Source organism: Planctomicrobium aquicomposti (genome assembly GCF_051466325.1).
Taxonomy (GTDB): Bacteria; Planctomycetota; Planctomycetia; order Planctomycetales; family Planctomycetaceae; genus Planctomicrobium.
The window spans coordinates 1,428,594-1,447,695 of record NZ_CP195792.1 but is presented as its reverse complement, the minus strand read 5'-3'; the positions used below and the strand labels follow the sequence as shown (position 1 = coordinate 1,447,695).

Annotated in this window: 14 protein-coding genes; 10 read left to right on the top strand and 4 right to left on the bottom strand. The window is 59.5% G+C overall.

All coding sequences use genetic code 11. The features are described from left to right. Window positions 1-13: 13 nt before the first annotated feature. Window positions 14-3,097: a hypothetical protein gene (locus tag SH664x_RS05485; protein WP_437205724.1), complete on the bottom strand. Its 3,084-nt coding sequence runs from the start codon at window positions 3,095-3,097 to the stop codon at window positions 14-16. Between the two features lie 330 nt (window positions 3,098-3,427). On the opposite strand from SH664x_RS05485, the gene SH664x_RS05480 reads away from it, so the two are divergent. Further along, window positions 3,428-4,234, top strand: a complete 807-nt coding sequence (locus SH664x_RS05480) for a hypothetical protein (RefSeq protein ID WP_437205723.1) — start codon at window positions 3,428-3,430, stop codon at window positions 4,232-4,234. A 177-nt stretch (window positions 4,235-4,411) separates the two neighbouring features. Then, entirely contained in the window at window positions 4,412-5,197 is a 786-nt protein-coding gene (locus SH664x_RS05475) for a DUF1571 domain-containing protein (protein ID WP_437205721.1), read from the top strand. Window positions 5,198-5,307: 110 nt separating this feature from the next. Here SH664x_RS05475 and SH664x_RS05470 read toward each other — a convergent pair whose 3' ends face one another. Further along, window positions 5,308-7,383 carry a hypothetical protein gene (locus SH664x_RS05470; protein ID WP_437205720.1) on the bottom strand — a complete coding sequence of 692 codons (2,076 nt, stop codon included), beginning with the start codon at window positions 7,381-7,383 and terminating at the stop codon, window positions 5,308-5,310. 403 nt (window positions 7,384-7,786) lie between these two features. Between SH664x_RS05470 and SH664x_RS05465 the strand changes: the two genes are divergently transcribed. Next, window positions 7,787-9,910 carry a diguanylate cyclase gene (locus SH664x_RS05465; RefSeq protein WP_437205719.1) on the top strand — a complete coding sequence of 708 codons (2,124 nt, stop codon included), beginning with the start codon at window positions 7,787-7,789 and terminating at the stop codon, window positions 9,908-9,910. A gap of 125 nt (window positions 9,911-10,035) precedes the next feature. On the opposite strand, the gene SH664x_RS05460 is transcribed toward SH664x_RS05465, so the two are convergent. Continuing rightward, window positions 10,036-11,283 carry a TolB family protein gene (locus SH664x_RS05460; RefSeq protein WP_437205718.1) on the bottom strand — a complete coding sequence of 416 codons (1,248 nt, stop codon included), beginning with the start codon at window positions 11,281-11,283 and terminating at the stop codon, window positions 10,036-10,038. A gap of 512 nt (window positions 11,284-11,795) precedes the next feature. Between SH664x_RS05460 and SH664x_RS05455 the strand changes: the two genes are divergently transcribed. The 3 genes from SH664x_RS05455 (at window position 11,796) to SH664x_RS05445 (ending at window position 13,673) form a co-directional block, all read left to right on the top strand. Continuing rightward, window positions 11,796-12,665 (top strand): PSP1 domain-containing protein, encoded by an 870-nt coding sequence (locus SH664x_RS05455; protein WP_437205717.1) that lies wholly within the window; start codon window positions 11,796-11,798, stop codon window positions 12,663-12,665. Window positions 12,666-12,790: 125 nt separating this feature from the next. After that, window positions 12,791-13,186 (top strand): Minf_1886 family protein, encoded by a 396-nt coding sequence (locus SH664x_RS05450; RefSeq protein ID WP_437205715.1) that lies wholly within the window; start codon window positions 12,791-12,793, stop codon window positions 13,184-13,186. Window positions 13,187-13,208: 22 nt separating this feature from the next. Next, window positions 13,209-13,673 carry a hypothetical protein gene (locus SH664x_RS05445; protein ID WP_437205714.1) on the top strand — a complete coding sequence of 155 codons (465 nt, stop codon included), beginning with the start codon at window positions 13,209-13,211 and terminating at the stop codon, window positions 13,671-13,673. A 39-nt stretch (window positions 13,674-13,712) separates the two neighbouring features. On the opposite strand, the gene SH664x_RS05440 is transcribed toward SH664x_RS05445, so the two are convergent. Then, window positions 13,713-14,708, bottom strand: a complete 996-nt coding sequence (locus SH664x_RS05440; protein WP_437205712.1) for an LLM class flavin-dependent oxidoreductase — start codon at window positions 14,706-14,708, stop codon at window positions 13,713-13,715. A 299-nt stretch (window positions 14,709-15,007) separates the two neighbouring features. Here SH664x_RS05440 and SH664x_RS05435 point away from each other — a divergent pair, with 299 nt between their 5' ends. From SH664x_RS05435 to SH664x_RS05420, 4 genes are all read left to right on the top strand, one after another. Further along, entirely contained in the window at window positions 15,008-16,315 is a 1,308-nt protein-coding gene (locus tag SH664x_RS05435; RefSeq protein ID WP_437205711.1) for a diphosphate--fructose-6-phosphate 1-phosphotransferase, read from the top strand. 240 nt (window positions 16,316-16,555) lie between these two features. Continuing rightward, window positions 16,556-17,545, top strand: a complete 990-nt coding sequence (locus tag SH664x_RS05430; RefSeq protein ID WP_437205710.1) for an adenosine kinase — start codon at window positions 16,556-16,558, stop codon at window positions 17,543-17,545. A 60-nt stretch (window positions 17,546-17,605) separates the two neighbouring features. Continuing rightward, entirely contained in the window at window positions 17,606-18,289 is a 684-nt protein-coding gene (locus tag SH664x_RS05425) for a metallophosphoesterase family protein (RefSeq protein WP_437205709.1), read from the top strand. A 7-nt stretch (window positions 18,290-18,296) separates the two neighbouring features. Continuing rightward, entirely contained in the window at window positions 18,297-18,659 is a 363-nt protein-coding gene (locus SH664x_RS05420; protein WP_437205707.1) for a hypothetical protein, read from the top strand. Window positions 18,660-19,102: the final 443 nt, after the last annotated feature.

Here is a 19,102-nt window from a genome sequence, read left to right as displayed (position 1 = left end):
GTCGAGACCTCGGTCACCAGTGCTGCGAGCTGTTCCCCGCAGCCTTCACGCCCAGCAGGGAATTCAGCCGCATGGAACCGGTTCCAAACCCACCGAGTTTCGGTTCGAGCGAGACCGCCACCCCGACGTTGTCCTTACTGCGGTCATAGCCCAGACCAAAGTGGAACAGGAAATATTCCCCGATGCGGGTAATGGTGAGTGACTCACCCCGGTCGATCCCTTCATTGATGTCGTACGCAGCCGAAAAGGTTGCGACGTACAGATTCGGACTAAGGACGTAGGAGGCGCTGGTCGTAATCAGATCGCTGTTGATCGGGTCGGCTTCGACCGAGCGGTAACCGATGTAGATGCTTCCGCGGGCGGAACGCTGGCTCAGAATCCCGACATCCCAGACTTTCTGCCCGATATCGAAGACATCAAATACCCCGTCGGCCAGCAGCGAAGTGCGGGGGCTGAGGTGCCAGGCATACCGGGCGTTGATCAGTCCCAGTGTTTCCCCGAAGTTGTCGCGGTCAGCATCCGGGAAGACCGACATCCCCAAATCGAGTTCCATCCAGTCGATGATCCGCAGCGCATCGGAGCGGCCGACTTTCGTCTGCCAGCGGTGGTTCATCGACAAACGGAAGACCTGCTGGTCATCAACAAGTTCATGGTATCCCGCAGTCACGGCGCGGCCGGCTCCGGAACGGACTGCATAGTTCCGCGGATCGAATTGCGGAGGAAGGACGCCGCCGAACTCAATAGGCAGAAACCGTTCGCGGAAACGCTCCTGTGAGTTTTCTTCAAAGTCGTTGTACTGCGGAATCAGAGACAGGTCGGCCGAGGAGTCCGCGAAGTAGTAATCCATATTATACGTGACTTTGTGGGCCAGTCCGTTCAGCCCCAGAATCCGGTTCTGCACTTCCGGCATATACTTCGAAAACTGAATGCTGCTGCGGACCCCCGCACTTCCGTACCAGCGGGTCAGGTCGTCCCCGTTCAGATCCTGCTGCCAGTGGGCAAACTCGCCCAGCACGTACGGAGTGACATTGAGCGCCCCCACATTCAATGGCAACGCCAGCTCGTGACGTGACATCATCACCATTCCCGAGCTGTCGGCGTAATAGTCCAGCGGCATAAACGGATCGAGCGTCGGATCCGGAGGCGGTTCCGCCTGCAGAAGCTGGGCATAGCCCAATGAAGACTGGGTGCTCCACAACAGATTGCTGCCAAACACCTGTTGCCCGAGCAGGGTCAATTCGCCCTTCGGGAACCAGTTCGATTCGTTTTCGAAGTTGTTCGAACGAACCCGCCCCAGCAACGACGCGGTCAGGTTGTCGTACTGGTGCTTGAGCAACAGCAGATTTTCAAGGTCCTTGGCGTTGTCGAATTCGTTCTCGTAATATTGCTCGTAGAAGTTGCGGTCGTTGTTATAGATGTAGCCGATTTCGGCATCGAGGGTGGTGAACGGATCAAACTTCGTCCGGTTCCGCCCGATGATGTCTCCCCGGTTGTGACTGGGAATCGGCAGATCACGTCGACCCAGACCGAGGTTATCGTGCCCCTGGTCATTGATATAGTACATCCGACCGAACCCGGTGCTGTTCACCTGCCAGCCGAACAGAGAGTGATCCAGATTATAGTCGCCGTGGGTCCCGACTCCCGGTCCCCGCTTGGAGAAGTAATCGGCATCGATCAGCCAGTCGACCGTCGTCGGCATGTCGAGGCCGAACAGGCTGCGGACGTCGAACTCGGCTTCGACCGTTCCTCCAAAGATACCGGACCAGCCCGCATCGAGTCGTCGGATGGGGAGGTTCGGGTTATCGGCCGTGGCGGAAAGATAAGGGACCGCGAACACCGGCATGTCTTCAATGTAGAGCCGGTTGTTCCAGCTGGTCACGACCAGATCGGTCGGATCGACTTGTCCAGTGAAGGGATCGATCCGATTGGGATTCGCCGCGGGACGTTCGCTCAGGAAGATATCGGAGGCTTCGATCCGATAGCCAGGCAGTCCGAACTCGCTGGTCGTGACGAAGGCATCTTTCGCGTGAAAATTCATCGCGGAGTTCTGCCGCAGATAGCTGGCGCGGAGCCGGAGCAGTCCATTGTCATCCGGCAGCATGGTGCGCAGCTCGGCATTCCAGGCGGAGCCTCGTCGCTGCTGAATGTCGTAGAACGCATGCGTCGCCTTGACCTGATTTCCCCCCTGCAAGACGACGATATTTCCTTCCAGATAAACCTGGAATGGCGTGTTCTCATCGATATCGAAGCCGCCGCTGCCGACTGCGTGGCTGGCATCCGTCCAGATCACAGCCCGATCGGCAGATAGGTCGATGCGGGTGAGAATCAGCTGTCCATTCACTTCGAGTGGGACGTTATCCACCACGATATTCACGCCCCCGGTGATGGTGCCGACGAACTCTTCAGGAATAGACCCCGGCAGTGAGTCGAACTTGATCTCCAGCGGCTCTCCCAGAAACCGTGGTCCGATGATCACGCGACGCTGCAGTCGCGGCGCGGGGGCGGGCAGGAATGATCCATCAAACCCCGGAGCTTCGAGGGCAAATTGCGTCTGTTGAATGGGACTGCGGTACTCGCGGCGCCGCTGGCGGGCTCTCTGATAAAGCGGACTCTGCACTTCGTCCGGCAGCAATTGAACTCGTCCTCCCAGATTCAGAATCCGTTCGGGAGGTGCCGCCCCATGAGAGGAGGCCTGCCGCAAGGCGGTCGCCGAGCATTCCAGTTCCAGAAACAGGTACGGTCGGGTTTCTTTCCGGCCCCCTTGATAGATCGTGACCGGTTCTTCGGAAGTGCTTTCCAGGTAGGCCAGCAACCGTGTAACATCTTCACCGGGATTCGAAAGATCCCAGAAGACCATCACAGGGGCTGTCCAGCGCTGGCTGTGCTGTTGAAGTTCACAGGCCCCCTTGAGGACGATCACTTCCTCTTGGCCATCCCGAAAGTTCGCTGCAATCTGCGAACGCCAGACGATCTGCGGTGACAGATAACTGGCCGCCTGCAGCGGAGCCGAAGCCACGGGCGAAGGCGGAAACTGTCCGGGTGTCTGCGCGCGAAGATCGCGCGTCGTGCTGAACCAGAAGGTCAACACGACCAGCATGCATCCCAGGGAATGCCGCCGGGAGATAAGCACTCGGAGCCTGTCGTCGGGGAGGGAAGGAGAAAGGTGAGATTTCTGAATGTGCCTGAAAGGGCGGGGGAGTATACGGCCATCTTAAAAAATGAGTCAATGAGCATTCACTTTCGCTCAAGTATTTCCTTGGCCAACCGCAAATTTACAAACTGCAATTGACCTGTTTTGCAGCGGGGGCTAAGACACGCCCCCGATCCACCGCTCTAACCCGGCTTCCGCTGGCAGAAGATCCTGCCGGTCCGGGTCGCGGCGTCGGTTCTCGTTGCCCTGACATCCGGTTCTCCACCACTGGTCAACATGCCGAGTTTGAAATCACAATTCCGGCAGATTTGCGTCCGCATGTGCGCGCTGCTGGGGGTGTTGATTCTGACTCTGGCGTGGCATGCTGCGCTGGGGGAATGGGCCGATAACCGGACCTCTGGAATCTTTCAGCTGCGATCCGAGTTCGCACTCGGTGAAGCCAACGCGCAGCAGTTGCTGCAGGCGATGGCCCGACAACAGGACGAAATCGAACGTCTGTTGCAGCTTCCCCCGGGCATGAAGACGATCGAGGTCAATCTGTTCCGGAACCGCTTCAGCTATCAGGCGTACCTCAAGCAGCGTGTCCCCGAGGGAATGAACCGCCCCGCGCTTTACGTGCAGGGGACCGACATGGGCCGGGTGTACGTCTATCGCCGCTGGGGATACGAACAGGATATTCGTCACGAATGCACGCATGCCGTGCTCCACAATTCGCTCCCCTATCTCCCGCTGTGGCTGGATGAGGGTCTCGCCGAATATTTTGAAGTGCCGGCCGAAGACCGTTCCACGAGAAATCCCCATCACGGGGAGCTGAAGCGCCGGCTGCTGCTGGGATGGCAACCGGATCTCCCTGCTCTGGAGAAACTGCAAAGTCTGAATGAGATGGGGGCAGAACATTACCGCGAGAGCTGGGCCTGGGCTCATTTCCTGCTGCACGGGCCCCCAGAAGTTCGCCAGATTCTCAGCGATTACCTGTTTGACATTCAACGCGGAGCGCTGGCCGGCCAGTTGAGCGACCGGCTGCTCACACGTCTGCCGAATGTCAACGCCCAGCTGGTTTCTCACCTGAGAAACTGGCGATAGCCCGAAAATCAGCGTAAGATTCCGGAGTGAATCTTTTCCCGGATCGCTCTGCCGCAGGATGTCGGCGGACACCTTTGAGACCCTCATCGTCACTGCAACTGTTCTGTTGACGAACAGGGCCCGCCCATGTCGGCAGGCTTTCGCGGTGACGGGCTGAAAGCAAACAGGAGTGCTGTCATGATTGCCAAGCTGCTGCCTGGAACGCAGCCGCTGTGCTGGCTCGTCCTCTGCACAATTGCTGCGACCGCGTCGGCTCAGGAGCCCGAACAGCAACCCCAGCAGCATCCGCTGATTCCCGCAATTGAACATGTGCGCAAATCACTGGATGTGCTGAAGCAGGTCAAAGACTACGAAGCGACCCTCGTCAAACGCGAAATCGTGAACGGGCAGGATTCCAGTCAGACGATGCAGCTGCGCTTGCGACACGAGCCGTTCAGCCTTTACCTGAAGTTCGAACAGCCGAACGCCGGACGCGAGATTCTGTTTGTCCACGGCCAGAACCAGAATCAGGTTCTGGCACATGAAGGAAGTGGACTCGCCAGCCTCGTCGGGACCGTTTCGCTCCCCTTGAACGATCCCAGAATCACCGGTGAAAATCGCCATGCGCTCACTGACATCGGCATGAAGCGACTCCTGGAACTGCTGATTGCCCAATGGGAACTAGAATCAAAGTACGGGGAGATCGACGTCCAGTTCTATCCGGATGCAAAGCTGGGGAACGCGAGCTGCGAAGTGATTCAGGTCACGCATCCTCGGCCACGCAACCAGTTCCCCTACGCGAGAACGATGCTGTTTCTGGAGAAGAATTCACGACTCCCGTTGCGACTGCAGAATTACGCGTTCCCCCGTCAGCCCGGCCAACCAGAGCCGCTGGCGGAAGACTACATGTATTACGGGATCAAGTTGAATGTCGGCCTGACCGATGGCGACTTCGACCGCCGCAACCCGCGATATTCATTTTAGACCAATCTGACCTGGATTGCCCCGTTCTCGCCGCGCGCATGCCTGCATTTCCCCCTACGAAATGCTTACTGCGGTGGAATGGGGATCTGTGGAGCAAAAATCGGCAGACTCTAATTCGGAATCAACGAACCGCCGTTCCGACGCAGGTGTTCTTCCCAGCGGCTGATGGCCGCTTTCCGTTCCATCACCGGCGCCATGGGCAGATAGTCATACCGTCGGGCGGTCAGCTGGACGAGTTGGAAGAACGCTGCCTCACGAATCGCAATCTCATCGCTTTTCAGCCAGTCGACCAGCTGCGCTGAGACCGCCTGATTCCGACCGTCCTGCGTGTCAAATCCCCAGAGCAATCGGAGCAGAGAGTCGGCTGCCTCCGCACGAAACGACTTCCCCAGCTCCTCCTTCAGCAGAGAGCCATTGTTCGGATCGACGAGCAGCCAGGCACGTAAGCCCTGAATCGCAGCGATTCGAGTTTCGCCATGTTCCGCAGCCAAAGCGGGAACGAGTTCCTGATACTGATCGATCAGTGACATTGTCTGTACTGCCAGATCGGAGACATTCGCGCGGCGATCTTTGACCACCGGGCCAATGCTCTGGATGACGCTCCGATCGCTGATGAATTCCTTCTGATAGATTCGCGCCAGATTCCTGGCACTGGGTGTCACGAACAGGCCGTCCGGATGCAGCCATTGCGGAACCGAGAGTTCCGCGTCTTTCACGAGTGCGCTCCCCGGCGCCGGCCAGACCGCCAAACCATCTTCCGCCGACAGTTCGACCGGTTCCGTCCCGTCGGTCTGCACACGAATTCGCCCGGCGGCGACAGCCAGTCCTCCCGTCGTTTCAAGATTGACGGCATGTCCCGGCAGTCCCTCAGGCACCGGCAGATGGTATTCAATTCCATAGCGAGTTCCCGGCTCCATCGGAGTGACGGTCCACGCCCGGTTCGCCACCGTAAACTGGATGGCGGGCAGCGAGTCACCGGCGTCAGCGAGCGAGACGATCACCCGACCACGGTTCAACTGGAACGCCACCGCATCCGCGCTGCTGCGCGGCAACCGTTTCAGACGGGTTCCGGGTTCCACCGACAACTTCCCGATTCCATCGAGCTGATACTCGTTTCGATACGGAACCGGAGTCGCGATCTCATCCCCTACGTGAATTGACGTTTGAGCGTCGACAATGCGCCAGGGGGCGTTGGGGGTCAGCCGCTGCAGAACAATTTCATCTCCTCCGGAATAGTTCATGTCCACTTCAGGCAGCGCGGGGACGACCGCCGGGACGACCGCCTCCGTGGCGGGGAGTGGTTCTCCATTCACGATGGGAGTTGCCGGCATGGGACTGGCGCTCCCTGCGGGAACCGCCTCTGGATGATCTGGATGCCACGCCGGCAGGGGGGGTGGAACTGTCGCATTCGCAACCGGAGCGGGGTTCGCAGGTTGTGCAGAGGCCCGCGCCGGAGAAGTGACCACCACGGCCGGTGCGTTGACCCCCACCGCAGGAGCGTTGGCCACCGCCGGATTTTCCGTCGGAGCCGGCTGCGGATTCACCGGTTCCACGGGCTGGGGCGTGGTCTTGGCCACCCCTTCCGATCGCTGCCAAAGCGAGCGGTCCGTAATCACGATGGCCAGCCACAACGCACCGACAGTGATCATGCCGGCCGTGACCCAGAACTTCTTCGAATAGTCGGACCGGGTCAGGTATTCGGGAAGGCCATCCTTGAGTGTATGCCCTTCGAGAGTTTGTCCCATCCCCTCTGCCATCGGCGGCATGACGGCGGCCCCTTCCTGCCCCTCTTCCCGTTTTCCGGCACCACCCAGAGCGTACATCCGCTCACGAACATCGTCGGGAACGTCCAAAGGCTGGCTGATCACCATCGTGAGAATCTTGTGGCACGCCGCGACTTCCGCCAGATGCATATCCGACTTCTGGCACAGCTTTTCAAGCTCCACCACCTGCGCGGGGGGCAGCGTGTTCTCAATGTAGTCCGCCACCAGATTCGGATCCGGCCCCGATCCCGGACCTGCCAGTTCCGGTGCTCCGATGCGACGCCGACGAATGACATCCCGAATCCGGGTCACCAGCTGCGCAGCCTCTTTGCTTTCTGCCAGCTTTTCTCCGATCTCACGGGCCTCGGCCGGTTCCAGAGCATCATCCAGATAGGCCAGCAAGGTTCGTAACGTCAGTCGCATTGGAACTCTCCAGCATTTCACGTCCCCGAAGCGGAGACGAACATTCTCCCCACCTGTGTAGTGCCCCGGACCTTTCCCCGTCGTACAGAATTCCGGAGAGAATTTTCAAATCGGAAAGAAATGTCTCCATCCAACAGGGTGGAATACGACCGGTTGTGCGGGACGTGCCGCTCTTCCGTGCGAATAATTCGACTAACTGTGCGAGCTTGACCAGTGTCGCCAGTAGACCTCACTCCACTAGGAGGAATCCTCTGACCGGCGTTTCAGGAAAGCATCATTCCCGGGAGGAGAATGGGCGTCATCCCCCCCAAACGGAAGCTATTGATCAATAACCGACAGACCTGCCGACCGCTCTCCGGCTCGAGCGGGGACTGTCCATCGCCAGCTGCGCCCTGACATCTCCATGCAACTCGGGAAGAACTATCACTGGAACCTGCTCGGCGTCTTTGCCGGTGCGATTGCCTTCTTCCTGCTGGGCTTCCTCCTGAACTTCTGGCCGCAGACCCCCTGGATCACCAGTGCGGTTCTGACCGGATTGGTTCTGCTGATCTGCGTGTTGCCAGCGATTCCAACCACGCTCGCCTACCTGTGCCCATGGACCAACAGCGCCCTGCACATTCCGCTGCATATTCGCTCGGCGCTCAATGCCCTGAACGAGGGAGTGCTGCTGCTGGATCGCAAAGGGCGTGTCACCTTTGTGAACGAAGCCTTCGTCCGGGCGAGTCGGCAGTCTCCTGTCGAATTCCTCCGCAAGCCGGTCACCACCATCCCCTGGGGATCTCCTGACAGTTCATCCTCTGACGGGTCGAAGCCCTGGCTCCCCAGGCTGTGTGACGGCACGCTCCGCCAGCCGGAACTCCTGACGATTGACCGTGATCAGCGACAGGCCTTTCACGTCACCTCGTCCCCATTAATCGATGGCGGAGGGCACTGGCGGGGAGTCATCATCAGCCTGCAGGACGTCTCCAAGCTGCAGCAGAAAAAAGCGGAACTGGCGACGATGCTCGATACGCTGCGGCAGTCCGCCAATCAGATTCGCCAGCAGAACATGGAGCTGGACCGACTCTCCACGCGCGACTCGCTGACCGGTTGTTACAACCGAAGATCGTTTTTTGAATTTCTCGACAAATACTGGCTCGAGGCGACCCGACATCGTGATCCGCTCGCCTGCCTGATTCTGGATGTCGACGACTTCAAAACCATCAACGAAGTGCATGGCACCGATGCCGGAGACAAAGTGCTCCGGAACGTCGGCGATTGCCTGTTGCAGACTGCCCGGGAACACGATGTCGTCTGCCGGTATGCGGCAGAAGAATTTATGCTGCTGATGCCGCGCACCAGTCTGGAAGATGCCGTGCAGATCGCCGACCAGTTGCGGCTGACTGTGCAGAGGCTCCAGATGGATTGCGGCCGGGTGACCGTGAGCCTGGGAGTCTCCGCGCTAAGCGAATCTCCCGCCAATCCGCAGGAGCTGCTCGACCAGACCGACCGGGCCTTGATCTACGCGAAATCATTAGGTCGCAATAAGCTGGGCCGGTACGACGAGACTTCCCGCGAATTCGGCGGTCCCAAATCGACTGCCGCCGAAACTCGACCGACAGAACCTGCCACGGTCATCCCGTACCCGGCGGTTTCCGCACTGATCTCGGCACTTGCCTATCGCGATATCACGACTGCCTCCCACAGTCGAAGAGTCGCCGATCTCTGCGTAGCAGTGGGGCAGCGGGTGATGTCGCTCAGCAGTTGTTACATCCTCGAAATCGCCGCCCTGCTGCACGACATCGGCAAGATCGGCGTGCCGGACGCGATTCTCCTGAAGCCCGCACCACTCACCGATGAGGAATGGCAGGTCATGCACTGTCATGACCGGATCGGCGCCCAGATCATTCGTTCTTCATTCGGAGCGTCCGAGCTGTCGGCAATCGTCGAGAACTACACAACAAATTACCAGAAAGCACATCGCGCCGGGTTTTCCCTGCCACTCGGAGCCCGCATTCTGGCTGTGGCGGATGCTTACGATTCCATGGTCACCGATCAGGTGTACCGCCCCGGAATGTCGCAAGTAGACGCGGAAGCCGAGTTAAGGAGCTGTGCAGGAACACAGTTTGACCCGGAGATTGTTGCCCAGTTTCTGGAAGTTCTCCGCAGTCGCAGCCGCGAGTCGGTGGTTCGGCTCGAAGTTGCCCGCGAAACAGCCCTCGCTTTGGGAATGGAACTGGAGCGACTGGCGGAAGCAGTCGACCGGCAGGAACTCAGTTCCCTGCGAGCCCTCGCCGGCCGTCTCTCCGTAACCGCCGCCAAGACCGGAGCGACCGAAATCGCCGCCAAGGCGATTGAACTGGAAAATGCCACCGCCATCGGCACCGACCTGCTGGGAATCCTGCGGTCAGCCAATGAACTGCTGAGCTACTGCCGGGCGACGCAATTGATTCACGTGAATCCTGCCCAGGCGGCCTGGAGCGGATCACGACAGCCCCCGTCCATCACCCGCGCTGCGGATTGCGATGTTGAACTCTCGCAGTTCTGATCGTCCCGCAGGCTTGGACGTGTCGTGCGCTTGCTCAGAAAGATTCTCGCTCAGACTGCACGCGTCAGATTCCCGTCAGGTGACCTGCAAGGAGCCTTGATCAACATCTCGGAGGTTTCCGGTCGTTATTCAGCGCTGTCCTTCGGGATGCATTCTGCCACGTAGATTCGCGTCCACTTCCCGTCGTTCACATTGAAATAAATCCGTCGAAGATCGGAACTGAAAACCGGATGCGGATGGGCCGGACGCCACGATGTCGCCCCTCCCGAATTGTCAAACTGGCGGATCTGCACTGTCTCCCCCGTCCGTGCATCACCGACCAGAACAATCCACTCCCGCTTCCCGTCAGCGGCGGGTTCCGAAGTCGCATAAGCATCCGTGACGAACAGCTCGCCATTTCGGCTGAGCGTGGGATGCGGGTGCCCGTGCAGCTTGGGAAAGTTCGGCAGCCCTCTGTTGGTGCCGGTCCCGATGTCGTAGAGCATCCCGTCCCGTTCCATTACCGATTCGGAATCCGGGGACCACGACGGGTGCCCCCAGTACGGCCGAAACAAGACGAACTCGCCTCGCGCGAGATCAAAGACGAATAAACCGACGCGACGGCTGGCCTTCCAGCTGTAGGGGTCCGGAATCTGGGGAGCCGAACCTTTAAAGAAGACCTGCTGGTGATCCGGGCTGAGCACCGGAAAGAAGATGGACGGCTTTACTTCACCAAAGGTTTCCCGGCACCAGTCGGGAAACGCCTTCAGCATCGACTCGGAGGTCAGTCTGGAAGGAGTCCGTTCCAGAGTCAGGACGTTGAGCATTTCCAGATGTCGGTGCTCACCGGGATTCCAGTGAGGGCCGTACAGCGGCATCAACTCGGAATCGGGCTGCCCAAATCCGACCAGCCACTCGTCAGCCACCGGGGTACAGGTCCCGTTCTGGGGGTCGAAAACCTCAACCCGCGTCGAGCCATTCGGCAGAAAGCGGTGAAAGACGACCCGTTTCCCATCGGCCGCCCATTGTTGGCAGGCCGCCCGATGAGCATCTTCCACCCCGACTTCGGTCGCGATGACGACCTGCTGCCCGGTTTGGCGATCGAGTAGACAAACATCCCCCGTCTGGGCATCCGGTACGCGGGACCGGTAGAAGATCACGGAACTGCCGTCCGGACTCTCAGGCGAAGTGAGGTAGTACGCGTGGATGGAATGGCAATCGTCCTCCAGCAAGGGGCGAATGCGGAACCCGTTCTTCCAGTCCGCCAGAGTCCCAGTGGGTCCCGGTTCGGATGCAGGCGGGGCAGCTGTGGAAACCAGTGGCAAGGTGGACGCGATCAGCAGCTGCAGGAGGATCCCGATCCAGAAACTGCCTCGTGAATCGGCGGCCGTCATCGAAGACTTCCCCAAACATTGCCTCGCCATCGATACCCTCTCACTTCAAAAAGAACTCGAGTGAAAACCGATCCCACCGGTGCCTCATCCCGCGTCTGAGGCCCATGCAAGCCCGAAATCGCTTCGAGTGCAGGTCCATGAGCAGCACACCGACCGCCCCTTCGGACTGCAACAACGACTCTAGCGGACGGTCGCGGCAGCAACAACATTGACATGTTGATTTCAGTTCAAGGTTTGGCCGGTGATTTTCCTGACAGCTGCGGCCGACCATCCCGCTCCCGCCCGTGGAGGAGGCCTCTTCCATCCGCTTTTCCCGGAGAAGTCAGCGAGACGCGGCCGTCTCACGAGAATCACTGGCGGGCCAAATCGCGGTCCCCGCTTCTCTGCCGCCGGGACTGGCGATTCCGGCAAGGGGAGATTAGGCTGCGCAGTCTGGACGTTTCTCTCGGCGTCTGTGCGACAGAAACCGGGAGAAACGCTGCTCCGATCTTCCGTGTTCCCGGGAATCATTCATGAAACGCTACGTCGTTCGCTATGGCACGATGCGCCACGTAGCGGAGTTCACAACCAAGACACCGCAGGAATGTCTGCGAGGGGAACAGGTCATCGTCCGGAGTCACCGGGGGACCGAATGGGGAGAGGTGCTGTGCGAAGCCACCGACCGAACCCGGGAGTATCTCGGAAAGGCCGATGCGGTCGGACGCATTCTGCGGACCGCGACTCCCGAAGATGAACGGACCCGTGACAAAATCTGGGAACAGGAACAACAGGTCTTTGTCGGCTGTCAAAAGCTCGCAGCGGAGAGGAATCTCGCGATTCAGCTGGTCGACATCGAACAATTGTTCGGCGGCGAGAAAATTATCGTGTACTTCCTGTCGGAAGACCGGGTCGACTTTCGCGAACTGGTGAAGGCGCTGGCGCGGGAGTTTCAGTCGCGGATCGAGATGCGTCAGATCGGCATCCGGGATGAGGCGAAATTGCTCGCCGACTACGGCGACTGCGGCAAACCGGTCTGCTGCAATACGCATCTGACCGAAATGCCTCCAGTCTCGATGAAAATGGCCAAACTGCAGAAAGCGACGCTGGATCCGAACAAGATTTCAGGTCGGTGCGGCCGACTGAAGTGCTGCCTGCGATACGAATATGACACCTACGAGGAATACCACAAGGAGCTCCCCAAGGTCGGGAAGTTCGTGGTGACCAAGCAGGGGCAGGGGAAAGTCCTGGCGCAGGAGATTCTGGCAAAGAAATTGCTGATCAGCTTCGAAGACAATCGCAGGATCCTGATCGACGCCGCCGACGTGATTACCGTGATCAATAAAGGGGGCGGGTCGGCAAAAAACGCATCCAGAATGGCGAATGAAGACGACTCTGCGGAATGACCTGAAGAGAAGTCTTTCCCCATGTGGGACGACATGACTATGATTAAGCTGGAGCAGCGATTTGCTCCAGTTCAACTCCCTCCGGCACCAGGAAAAGCCGGAATTGAAAAAGCGGAGCCCGTCGGATGAGTGCCACCGGACAATCCACAGCCCCCCGTTTCAAATTCCACAGCGATGCCTATCGCTTTGTGTTTGAAGCATTACATCACACGCAGCAACGGCTGAAACGACAGCCCGCGCACGATGTCGATGACGAGCGGGCGCACATTACCGGTCCGGAACTGCTGATGGGAATCCGTGATCTGGCGCTGGAGCGTTATGGGCTGCTCGCCCGCAATGTCTTCAGCCACTGGGGAGTGAAGTCCACCGCCGATTTCGGCCGCATCGTCTTCGAACTGATCGAACGGGGCGAGATGCGGAAAACGAGCCGGGATCAGCTGACAGACTTCTTCGACGTCTACGACTTCGACGACGCCCTCGACCGCGAATACAAGATCGACACTTCCAAGATCAGCGGCTGATCGTTCGCGCATCGGAGACGACATGACGTCAAGCCTGACTGCTGCTCCCGGACCTGCGATTTCTCCGGCCGCGTCCGGTCAATCTTCTTTCAAGTCCCGTTCGTTGCTGATTGCATCGGGGCTGATTGTGGGCTGGCTCACATTTCTGGCCTGGGTCACATTGACCACGGCCAATCCGGTCACGATCAACCGTGAACAGATGTCCCGTGCCACACTCATCATCCAGGGACGGGTCGAAGATCTGTCCAAAGGGACGGTCAGTCTCCAGAAGACGTTCCTCGGCACGCCTCCCGAAAAAGAAGTCGCGATCCGCTTTCTCTCCCGCGCCGGCGCCAAACAGGGAGAGAGTTACATCTTTCCGCTGGAGGCGAGCGACAACAACCGCTTTGTTATCGTTCCCAGTCGACTCCCCGGCGAGATCTCCCTGATCTACCCCGCCGGCGAAGAGGCTGAACAGCAGACGACAGAGTTTCTGCGGGAACAGTAGATTCCCCAACGTTGCCTGAACGACAGGCTTCCTCAATACTCAGCCAGCAGTTGCTGAGAGAAACAGCCCGGCCGTGATCTCGTAAGACCGCAGTCGTGCCTGATGGTCAAAGATCTGTGACGTGATCATCAACTCGTCCGCTCCCGTCCGGGCGATGAACTCTTCCACTTTCGCCCGAACCACTTCCGGCGATCCAATTGCCGAGCAGGACAGAACCTGATCCAGTAGCGCCAGTTCGGCCGGACTCAGTTCGGCCAGGTAATTGGGACGTGGGGGCGGCAACTCAGCCGGTTGTCCGAACCGCAGGTTGACGAACGCCTGCTGCATGGAAGTCGCCAGCAACCGGGCTTCTTCGTCCGTGTCGGCCGCAAAGATGTTGTACCCCAGCATGACATACGGGGCCTGCAGATGCTCCGATGGCCGGAACTGCTCGCGGTACAGAGCGATTGCCTGCCGCATCTGTGTCGGAGCGAAATGGGATGCAAAGGCGTAGGGGAGTCCGAGCACAGCCGCCAACTGCGCTCCAAACAGACTCGATCCGAGAATCCAGACCGGGACCTTCAGACCAAAACCGGGCACTGCTCGCAGAATCTGCGAGGGATCGTTCGAAAAGTATTTCAGCAGCTGCACCACGTCCTGCGGAAATTCGTCGGCGTCGAGCGACCCGTGGCGACGCAGAGCACGGGCCGTCGCCTGATCCGAACCGGGTGCCCGCCCCAAACCGAGGTCAATCCGCCCCGGATACAACGATTCCAGCGTGCCGAACTGCTCTGCAATCACCAGTGGAGAATGGTTCGGCAGCATGATTCCGCCAGCCCCGACCCGGATGCGACGGGTCCCTCCGGCAACATGGCCGATCAGAACAGACGTCGCCGCGCTAGCAATGCCGGGCATGTTATGATGCTCTGCCAGCCAGTACCGGCGATATCCCCATTGCTCAGCATGCTGAGCCAAGTCCAGAGAATTCCGGAACGACTGCGCGGCGGTTCCTCCTGCGACAATGGGGCTCAGATCCAGCACGGACAGCGGAATCAAGATACTCACTCCTCCGGCTCGCATTCGAAAAGAACGATATTTTCGCCCCGACATTCTCCCGGGGGGTGACTGAATTGTAGGCGTTTCCGCTCAACCGGTTGCTGCAAAAGGTGACAAAACCTCGCTTTTCGATCGCTGGTGATTTTGTCAAGGGAGGGAGGGACGGGGGTCGATTCACAACATTCTCCCCCTCCATTAACATCCACCCTGAAACTGCCGGGACTGGCCTGTCGCAGTGGTGGCGCGTCGGCTTTCGCCTGTCGCGAGTTCTTGTACCCCGTGAAATCAACGAGTGCAGCATGCCCAAAAATATGATCGTCGCACAATCGGGCGGTCCCAGTGCAGTCATCAACAATACCCTCCGCGGCATTGTGGAAACGGCCCGCAAACTGGATGAGATCGGCACCGTCTACGCCGGCTGGCATGGCATCGAAGGGGTGCTCAAGGAAGAACTGCTCGACCTCACAGCCCAGTGCCCCACCGAAATCGCACTGCTGCGAACCACTCCGGCCGCCGGCTCGATCGGCACCTGCCGGTACAAGCTGAAGGAGAAGCAGACCGAAGACTTCGAGCGCGTGCTGGAAATCTTCAAGGCCCATAACGTCGGCTACTTCTGCTACATCGGTGGCAACGACTCGATGGATACCGCCAACAAGGTGGCCAACTTCTGTCGCGAGCGGGGAGTCGATGTCTGCGGCATCGGGGGCCCCAAGACGATCGACAACGACGTCGGCGACAGCGAATTCAAGCTCGTCGACCACACCCCCGGCTACGGCTCGACCGCTCGTTACTGGGCGCACTACGTGCAGCAGGCCAACGAAGAAAATAACGGCAGCTGCCCCGCCGACCCGGTGCTGGTGATGCAGGCGATGGGACGCAAGATCGGCTACATCCCCGCTGCGGCCCGTCTCGGTGACCCGGATCGCGAATTCCCCATGCAGATTTACCTCGCCGAGCGCAAGGTGAACATCGAGCAGATCTACGAAAACGTGAATCGCTCTCTGAAAGAACATGGCCGCTGCATGCTGGTCGTGAGCGAAGGTCTGGAAATCGAAGGTTTGCAGATTCCGGAAGAGTTCATCGTCCGCGATTCGTTCGGCCATGCGATGCTCTCCTCCAGCAAGATCACCGTGGCCCAGATGCTGACCAACGCCCTCAACGAAAAGAAGCTGCCGGTGAAGGGGGCTGCCCGCTGCAACGTGCCGGGAACCCACCAGCGGAACGACATGGTCTACGCCTCGACCGTCGACCTCGAAGAGTCCTACTACGTCGGCCAGAAAGCCGCGTTGCTGGCAGCCGCTGGCGAACACGGTTACATGGCCACCATCCTGCGGGCCGATGCCGACAACTATCAGCCCCGCTACGACAAGGCTCCGCTCGCGGAAGTGGCCGCCAAAGACCGCCACTTCCCCTCGGAATGGATTTCCCCCTGCGGGACCGACGTCACCGATGCGTTCATCAAATATGCCCGTCCACTGATCGGCGATGACTGGGTCAGCGTGCCGGTCATCGACGGACGGCTGCGACTGGCCAAGCTGAACACCGGCAAGGAAATGTTCGCCACCCAGAAGCTGCCGAAGTACATTCCCCAGGCAGATCGCAAGTAGTCTGCCGGGTCGCCGCACTCGGGCGGTGAGCAGAAACCTACGTGGAGTCCGACCGGAAGACTGCGGCCGCTCGGACTTCACGCCTGATTACGGCTCCGTCAGCCAAGTTTGTGAGCAGAAGCGTCAGACCCGCGCCTGGTCGACGCCTGCAGAGTCCTTTTTTGTACGAGCTGCCCCGTGGTCGTCGGGCTTCCCGACCTGTCCCCGTCCGGCGGCTCTCTTTTTCAGGAAGATCTTTCCGTGAGCTACAACGTCTACGGTGTGGGCAATGCCCTGGTCGACATTCAGGCCCATGTCAGCGACGACCTGCTGTCCGACCTGAAGTTCGCCAAAGGAATCATGACCCTCGTCGAGGATTCCGCTCAGCAGGATGTCCTGTCGTGCCTGAAGGATCATCAGGTTTCCCGCTGTGCCGGCGGCTCCGCAGCCAACACCATCATGGGGATCGCCGACTTCGGCGGAACGGCCAGCTATTGCGGCAAGGTCGCCAACGATGCACTGGGGGACTTCTTTCTGAAAGACATGCGGCAGGGGGGAGTGAACATTGAAGTGGCTCCCGCCACGGGACCGACCGGCACCTGCGTGATTCTGATCACCGATGACGCCCAGCGGACGATGCTGACGAACCTTGGTGTCTCCGCGACACTCACGGCCGACGACGTTGATGTCGAATCGATCAAGCAGGCCCAGTACGTTTATGTGGAAGGCTACCTGTTCGCAGGCGAGCCGACCCGCACCGCCGCACTGCGAGCGATCGAACTCGCCAAGGCCAACGGGATCAAGGTGGCGTTCACGGTGTCGGATCCGTTCCTGATTCAGTATCACCGTGACGAGTTCATGAAGCTGATCGAAGGGCCCGTCGATCTGCTCTTCTGTAATCTCGATGAAGCCCGCGCATTGACCGGTCATCACGACCCGGTGGAGTGTGCCCGCGCGATTCATCGCCACGCCGAGAATGTCGCCCTGACCCTGGGAGCGGAAGGCTCGCTGCTGATGAGCGAAGGGGAAGTGATTCCCATTGAAGGGGTCCCCGTCAAAGCAGTCGACACCACCGGCGCCGGGGATATGTATGCCGCTGCGATTCTGTACGGCATCACCAACGGACTGAGCTGGAAGCAGGCCGGACGGTTGGCGTCCCACGCCTCCTCACGCATTGTCGCCCAACTCGGTGCCCGGTTGCAGCAGCGGTTTACGAAAGACGAAATCGCAGCCATTGTGCGGGCGGAGTGATTCGTAGCTGCCGGGGACGAGACGCCACGTCAGCTCAATTCGTTCGGGGAATCAACGGTCATGCGCACGCTGGCGATCGGGGACATACACGGTTGCTACCGATCCCTGAAGTTGCTGGCGGACGTCGTCCGTCTCTCCGCTGATGACCAGTTAATGACTCTGGGAGACGCCGTTGACCGTGGTCCCGAAAGTGCGGCCGTGGTCGACTGGCTGATCGAGCAACACAACTCGGGCCGCTGTCTGTCGCTGCGAGGCAATCATGAAACCATGATGCTGGCAGCGCTTCAGGGGCAGATGCCGATGGTTCCCTGGCTGCAGTTTGGTGGAAGCGACACTCTGGCATCGTACCAGCATCGCGGCGGCCCCGGTGCGCTCCATGGAATCCCGCTGGAGCACCTGACCTTTCTCCACGACCGGCTGTTGCCGTATCACGAAACAGAACGCTTCATCTTCGTCCATGCCACGGCCGCACCGCATCTGCCGCTGAATGAACAGTCCGAAGAATCGCTCTACTGGGACCGCTTTGAAACCCAGAAGCCGCATGATTCCGGCAAGCTGGTGATCTGCGGTCACACCGCGCAGAAGTCCGGACTCCCCAAAGTTGCCCCAGGTGCCATCTGTATCGACACCTGGTGCTACGGCGGGGGATGGCTGACCTGCCTCGACGTGGAGACCTTGACCTACTGGCAAGCCAACGAGCGGGGAGAGACACGCAGCGGCCAACTCGATCTGCCGCCACGGTGAGGGGTCTATGAATCGCATCCTCGTTTACGAACCGACCTCGCGTTGGACAGCAGAGCTCGAAAAAATGCTGGCGGGCCGGGGAGACACCGTTCGCTGGCGTCCCCACTTCGCCGACCTGCTGACAGACCTCCATGAGCAATCCCCCCGGCTGATCGTCTATGTGGTTTGCGCGCCTGACGACCAGGCCCTGCAGCAGCTGCGTAATCTGCTGCGGACCGGACGACCGACAAGACTCCTCTGCCTTACAAGTGAACCGGAAGCGACTCACTGGGAGTGGCTGGCCCGGGAACTGGGAGCGACTTCCGTTCTGCCGGATACGCTCTCTCCCCTGCAATTTCGCGAGGCCGTTGAGTTACTCCTCGGGAGCTGATGCTTCTCACCGTCGCTGTCGAATTCACTGCCTCCCGTCGACCGCGCCCCTTCGGCCAAGCCCGAAGGGCTTTCTGCAATGAAGGTTGCGGGAAATCCCTCGCCATCCGGCTTTGAAACCCAATCCCGAAAATCGGCAAGATTTGAGTCATCGCTCTTGACTGGATCGCCCGATACTATTAAAACACGATCAAATTGGTATTACTTGCTGACTGGTGAACCAGAGGCACCAACGTTTCCACAGGTGCTTCCACATGCCACCAGCAATTCGACCTTTACCAACGGTCGCCCACAACCCAGTCCATGCGGACATGTCGGTCCAAGTGCTGCGGACCGATGACCAACGCAGCAGAGACTGGTTTCTGCAACGCTTCCACGCTCGCTCCGCTCGGGCAGCGTGTTGACTCGAAGCTCTGAACATCATTCCCGCGAGGTGTTGCTTGC

What these genes read in the sequence shown, in the direction of transcription:
- SH664x_RS05485 (WP_437205724.1), bottom strand. Translation starts at nt 3,097, where the DNA reads ATGCTGGTCGTGTTGACCTTCTGGTTCAGCACGACGCGCGATCTTCGC.
- SH664x_RS05480 (WP_437205723.1), top strand. Translation starts at nt 3,428, where the DNA reads ATGCCGAGTTTGAAATCACAATTCCGGCAGATTTGCGTCCGCATGTGC.
- SH664x_RS05475 (WP_437205721.1), top strand. Translation starts at nt 4,412, where the DNA reads ATGATTGCCAAGCTGCTGCCTGGAACGCAGCCGCTGTGCTGGCTCGTC.
- SH664x_RS05470 (WP_437205720.1), bottom strand. Translation starts at nt 7,383, where the DNA reads ATGCGACTGACGTTACGAACCTTGCTGGCCTATCTGGATGATGCTCTG.
- SH664x_RS05465 (WP_437205719.1), top strand. Translation starts at nt 7,787, where the DNA reads ATGCAACTCGGGAAGAACTATCACTGGAACCTGCTCGGCGTCTTTGCC.
- SH664x_RS05460 (WP_437205718.1), bottom strand. Translation starts at nt 11,283, where the DNA reads ATGACGGCCGCCGATTCACGAGGCAGTTTCTGGATCGGGATCCTCCTG.
- SH664x_RS05455 (WP_437205717.1), top strand. Translation starts at nt 11,796, where the DNA reads ATGAAACGCTACGTCGTTCGCTATGGCACGATGCGCCACGTAGCGGAG.
- SH664x_RS05450 (WP_437205715.1), top strand. Translation starts at nt 12,791, where the DNA reads ATGAGTGCCACCGGACAATCCACAGCCCCCCGTTTCAAATTCCACAGC.
- SH664x_RS05445 (WP_437205714.1), top strand. Translation starts at nt 13,209, where the DNA reads ATGACGTCAAGCCTGACTGCTGCTCCCGGACCTGCGATTTCTCCGGCC.
- SH664x_RS05435 (WP_437205711.1), top strand. Translation starts at nt 15,008, where the DNA reads ATGCCCAAAAATATGATCGTCGCACAATCGGGCGGTCCCAGTGCAGTC.
- SH664x_RS05425 (WP_437205709.1), top strand. Translation starts at nt 17,606, where the DNA reads ATGCGCACGCTGGCGATCGGGGACATACACGGTTGCTACCGATCCCTG.
- SH664x_RS05420 (WP_437205707.1), top strand. Translation starts at nt 18,297, where the DNA reads ATGAATCGCATCCTCGTTTACGAACCGACCTCGCGTTGGACAGCAGAG.